Source organism: Streptococcus oralis (assembly GCF_001579175.1).
GTDB classification, from domain to species: domain Bacteria; phylum Bacillota; class Bacilli; order Lactobacillales; family Streptococcaceae; genus Streptococcus; species Streptococcus oralis_O.
Genome location: NZ_KQ970760.1, coordinates 778,164 through 783,314 on the forward strand (window position 1 = coordinate 778,164; position 5,151 = coordinate 783,314).

6 protein-coding genes are annotated in these 5,151 nt (G+C 34.3%); all 6 read left to right on the forward strand.

What is annotated here, in order from left to right; genetic code table 11:
• Positions 1 to 498 precede the first annotated feature (498 nt).
• Complete coding sequence (locus SORDD24_RS08150; protein WP_006153932.1) at positions 499 to 666, forward strand: hypothetical protein; 168 nt, start codon at positions 499 to 501, stop codon at positions 664 to 666.
• An 81-nt stretch (positions 667 to 747) separates the two neighbouring features.
• Complete coding sequence (locus SORDD24_RS08155) at positions 748 to 2,454, forward strand: hypothetical protein (protein ID WP_061409560.1); 1,707 nt, start codon at positions 748 to 750, stop codon at positions 2,452 to 2,454.
• A 184-nt stretch (positions 2,455 to 2,638) separates the two neighbouring features.
• Positions 2,639 to 2,917, forward strand: coding sequence for a TIGR04197 family type VII secretion effector (locus tag SORDD24_RS08160; protein WP_061409421.1), 279 nt, complete (start codon positions 2,639 to 2,641; stop codon positions 2,915 to 2,917).
• Positions 2,914 to 3,273 (forward strand): DUF3958 family protein, encoded by a 360-nt coding sequence (locus tag SORDD24_RS08165; protein ID WP_061409423.1) that lies wholly within the window; start codon positions 2,914 to 2,916, stop codon positions 3,271 to 3,273. Before SORDD24_RS08160 ends, SORDD24_RS08165 begins: the two co-directional genes overlap by 4 nt.
• Complete coding sequence (locus SORDD24_RS08170; RefSeq protein ID WP_061409425.1) at positions 3,263 to 4,900, forward strand: LXG domain-containing protein; 1,638 nt, start codon at positions 3,263 to 3,265, stop codon at positions 4,898 to 4,900. The genes SORDD24_RS08165 and SORDD24_RS08170 overlap by 11 nt, the downstream gene beginning before the upstream one ends.
• Before the next feature lie 10 nt (positions 4,901 to 4,910).
• Positions 4,911 to 5,151: TipC family immunity protein (locus SORDD24_RS08175; RefSeq protein ID WP_155720151.1), on the forward strand; the 241-nt coding region annotated here is incomplete at its 3' end.

Sequence of the window (5,151 nt, forward strand, 5' to 3'; positions counted from 1 at the left end):
TATTCGAAAAGATATGTTGAAACGATTAAACTTAGTAGAAAAATCATTCGGAAAACAGGATTTTGATGATGGTTTTATAAGAAAATCATTTCTTTTGTGGTATATAGATGTTCTAAAAGTAAATTTTATTATTTATCTAAAAAAATTGTAATAATTTTACTTTGAATTAGAAGCTGTATGCTATGCTACTAGTATCAGATTAATACTTTAACTGTCTATACAAAAACTTAGACTTGTTAGGTTTTTAATTAAATAATCAACATATTTAAGGATAAGAACTTAGTAGTTTCTTATTCTCTTCAATTGATTTTATATAATTTTTACAATTTAAATATACTCTGTTTCATTACCAATTTTAGTGTATTACAGTATATAAAGAATTGACAGATTTAAATCTCTGAAGTATACTGAAGTAGTCCAGTGGAAACATTGGATAGGGCAACAATATACCCACCTATATATATTCTTGGCTTTCAAGCCTGAAAGGAGGTGTGTGCTATGAACTTAACTGTCTTAATTGACTGGAAGTTCGTTGTTGCCCTTGGCACAGCTGCGGTTGGAACCATTTTCGCTTTGAATATGGATTCTTCAGCAGCTGAGCGTGTTTCAATCCATGCGATTGAAGCTACTAAGGAGTTTGCAGTTGCTACTAAAAGCAACTGTTAACTCCTATATACTTGGAGAAGCACATAATCTTAGGATTTTATGCTTTTTTATTTTATAAAAATATTCAAGGTTAGAAAAATAATGAAAAAAATTGACTGTTCATATATCTATAAAGAAGAGATTGATAAAAATATAAATATGCTAAAGCATTTTATAGAATCGTGGGTGAAATCCCAGTCTATTCGGAATGAAGAACTTTTTCAATTTGCTGATGATGATTTCTATTTTTATCGTTTCGCAGTAGAAAGACAGGAAAAAGCTGCCAAAATATTACTAACTAACATCCTTTGGAGGGTACTGAAGGAGTATAATTTACCTGTAGAATATTTACATGATGCTCCGTTTATTTTTATATTCAAAGAAAGTCATGAAAGAATAGGATATAGGTTAGCAGATTTCCTTGAAGATGAAGATATCAATAGTATTCTTGAATCTAATCACATCGATAAAGCGATTATTCTTAGAACTTCAAAAGGTAATCAAACAAATAAATTAATAGAGCAAGAAAATCTACAATATGAGGACGCAAATGTAAATATAAGAGCATTATCTATTCATGAATTTTATTTAAAACAATTTGGTGAAGAAGAATATAAAGCGTTTATTGATTCTATTGATAATTACCTAAACGTTACAAAGGAAATCACAGGTTATAAGTCTGTTAAATTTCTTTCTAAAATGAATCTGGCTTCAATAAAAATTTTTGAACAGGAAAAGCTTAGAGATTGGGATTATTTGAATTACAGGTATCAGATTATTAATGCAAGTGATAAGAAAGTCCAAAACTATTTATATCTCACTCAAAAAGATATTATTTTTGAAAATCTGGATGATATGCATAAATCATATATTTTCGATAAATTATATGAAACAATGGTAAGTTCGAACGAATATGCTACAAGTTTTATAACATCGGAATGGCTTTATGATTCGTTTAAGGGTAAAAAGAACTTTGATTACACCTCTGTCGTAAGTGGATACTTAAAGTCTATTGAACAGTTATTGTATAAGATTGTTATGCTCAATATTGATAACGATTGTAAAATAGCAATGAAACGAAATATGTTGAAAAAAGCTTTCAGACAGAATATCCCAGTTTTTGAGCTGATTGATAACAAATTTAATAAAGTTCCCGGAAATAAGCAGGGAAACAATTATAGGTTTCCATATATCGAATTTACGGAACATCAAAAAGAATTCATGGATAGTTCTATTGGAACTTTTGAGTATTTTTTAAGATGTAATAAGCATATTTTTTCAAATCCGGATAATGCAAAAACAGTTACTGACATGATTAGTTGTTTTAGAATTGAATGTCGAAACGGTTTCTTTCATACTCATAATTTAAATGATTGGGATTTAATTGAAAAAATACGTAGCAATGCAATCTACCTTTATTTCGTTTTATTGGGATCATGTATTATTCCAAAAGAAAGGAAACATGAGTTAAATCTTATTCACCATGATCAATTTGATGAACTTTGTAAGAAAATCCGAGAATTCAAGAAGTATAATCTATATTTTGAATTTGAATATGACGATGGTATAAAACAAAATCTAGTATATGATATTCATAATAACACTATTGAATTTAATGATGATGGTGTAGAACATTATGATGGTCTTTTATTCTATAAAGTAGACGAATTTCAAGATTCTCTTAAACAGATTGATAAAGGTGAGTTAGAAAATAAAAAGCTTTATTTAACTAGAGATAATTTACCGAAAAAGATATTTGGAATTCACAGAAAACATCGTGACTATAAATCTGAAGAGATTATTTTTTGATTAATAATATTTTTTCATTGAATAGATTTTTTGTAACTGCAACGATTAAATTGCAGTTTTTCTTTATCCAAAAACTACATTAAAATGGTAACCCCTCTATAAAACATGGTATAATAGGCCTATATAGCTAAATGAAGTAAAACTATCACAAGGGATTAAGATTAAGAATAAGGATAGAACAGTCATGTCAACAGTAAAAAGTGATCTAAATCTTGCTCAAACATATGCGAGTCAGCTGAAAAATGCTTGTCAATCTTTAACAGCTATCGCTGTTGCTAGTCAAGATGACCTCACGACCCTTCAAGGGAATACCAAGGCCCATCAATGTCTGACAAAGGATCAAAATCTAGCTAGTCAGATTACAGCTGCTGTCACCGTAACTTCAGAACGACTTCACTCTGTAGCGAGTGATTTTGAGGCGCTAGATGAGGCAGCTGCCAATGGTTTTAGGAGTCATGCATGAGCAAGTTAGATGAGTTGAAGAAAAGAGAGCGAGAACTCTTGTACCAGCTAGAAGACAATGGAAAAGAGAACTATCGTACCAAAGAACTGATAGAAACCTTTGAAGGATATGATAGAGCTAGCCACCGTTATCAAAGTGATTTGTGGGAGGTGGCCTATCAGAGCAGATATGCAGGACAGTTGGAAGAAACGCTCCTGCAGAGAAACCAACTTAAAAACCAAATCCTTGAGGACCTCAGCTACCACATGGACGATTTGAAAAAAGAAAAGTTCCGGTTAGAGGGAGACTTGGATGAGGTCTACTATGAAAGACGCAAAGAACTAGAAAGAGAGGAGGAAAAACGACATGGGCATTGATATGTACTTGGAACAATCACAACTACAAAGTTCGAGTGTAGCGACCATGTGCCAATCTCAGGTGGAGGCTTATCAAGACTTGCAATCAGCCATCCAAAAGTTTTCAGAGGATACAGAGAGTCTAAAGGGCGATGCTTATGATTCGGCTAGAAATTTTTTTGCAAGTGTCTTATTGCCCCTGAGCAAAGGGGGACAACTCTATGCAGAAACCTTCTCTCAAGCTATCAAGAAATTACCAGAAGACTACCAAACGATGGTCGACAGCAAGAGTTGGCGTGAAGATGATCTGCTTGATAGGATTCGTCAGGAAGAGCAAATGATTGCCTATCTGGATGAAGTCAACCAATCTCTTTCTAGCTTGACCATGGATAGTGAAGAAAAGGGAAGATTGAGACGCAGCAATGTGGAACTCATGCGAGGGCACCATGCCAATAAACGCATCTATGAAACGATTTTGAGAGACCTGTGTGCCTATGATAGCTACTCAGGAGGTCTGTTCGATGATCTAGATAGTATTGATGTGCAACTGAGTCGCGGATTGGCCCAGATTGAAAGTAGTTGGGATGCAAAGACAGGGGTCTTTAAAGTCCCATCTGATTTGACTTGGGCCAACTACCTATCTGCCTATTCTGACACAAAGGACATAAAACTTAGTCGTCAAGAGAAGGCCTTTGTCCAGACCATGATGGCAGAATACGGCTTTGACGCAGAGACAGCCCAGCAACTCTTGACCATCAAGCAAGGGATAGATAAGAAATTTCCAGACTCTAGCCAAGAGTTTCGTGACTATATCTTTTTGCGAGTCGTCGGTGCAGCAAATTATAATGATTTCAAGTGGAATGAAACGGCAGGTGGATTGGGGCAATATTTTTATTACGAATTTGTGAGTGATCCGCAAACAGGCCAAAAATTGAGAACTTTGAAACCCATAGTTGAAATTTATCAAGAACTGGGGTTGAAAAAAGAAAAGGTCAAAGAACTGTACTATAATCTTAGATTGCAACATGAGATGGCCGGTGGTGAAGTTGCCAATATAAAAAAGTTAAAAGAAAAAGAACTTGAATATAACAGTGCCAAGACTAAGTATGAAAAAGTCTATGGCAAAAATAATAAATTTGACCAATTTTGGGATACCAAATTAAAGGCCTATTCCAACAATGGAGTAGGCCATGCAGACTTTACCCACCAGTCCATTACCATGGCGACTCATCTAAATCCTAATCAAGCTCAGTTATCCGATCTCTATGGTGGTAGAGAGCGTGTCAAGGACCTTTCAGGGTGGGAGGGAGACACGACCTTTAACGCTAATGATATGAAGCCAAGTATTGGCGAGGATGACTACAAGGCTGACCTAGATTCGGTCAACCTTATAGGCCGGATGCAAAAAGGGCAATCCTATGACCAAGCTATCTCTTCTTACTATGCTGACCTTCAAAAAGACTCTTCTCAGAGAGAAATAGAATTCTTGAAAAATAAGGATTGGAATACAGTCAGGGATACTATTTATGATAGTTTGCGACCAACGGATATTAAGCTAGATGGTGAGGATGCTCTTAATGCATATATTGAAAGAAAATATCCAGGTGTATCCAAGTTTTTAAATCGCTTAGAAGTTGTGGCAGATTAGGAGGATGATTATGAAAAAAATACTCGGTCTAGTAGCGTTATTTGTACTAATTGTAGTATCTTGTTTTTACTTTTTTATCAATCAACCTAAAAATATTTTTGATGAGATTTATCAGGAGACGGAGAAAACCTATCGATCAAATAATATTTTAAGAAATATAGATGGCTTTGAAATCAGACCGGATTGGCCAAGTGATGGAGAGTATTCTAAATATTATCCATTTGGAACTTATAATAAAGACCATACCCCAG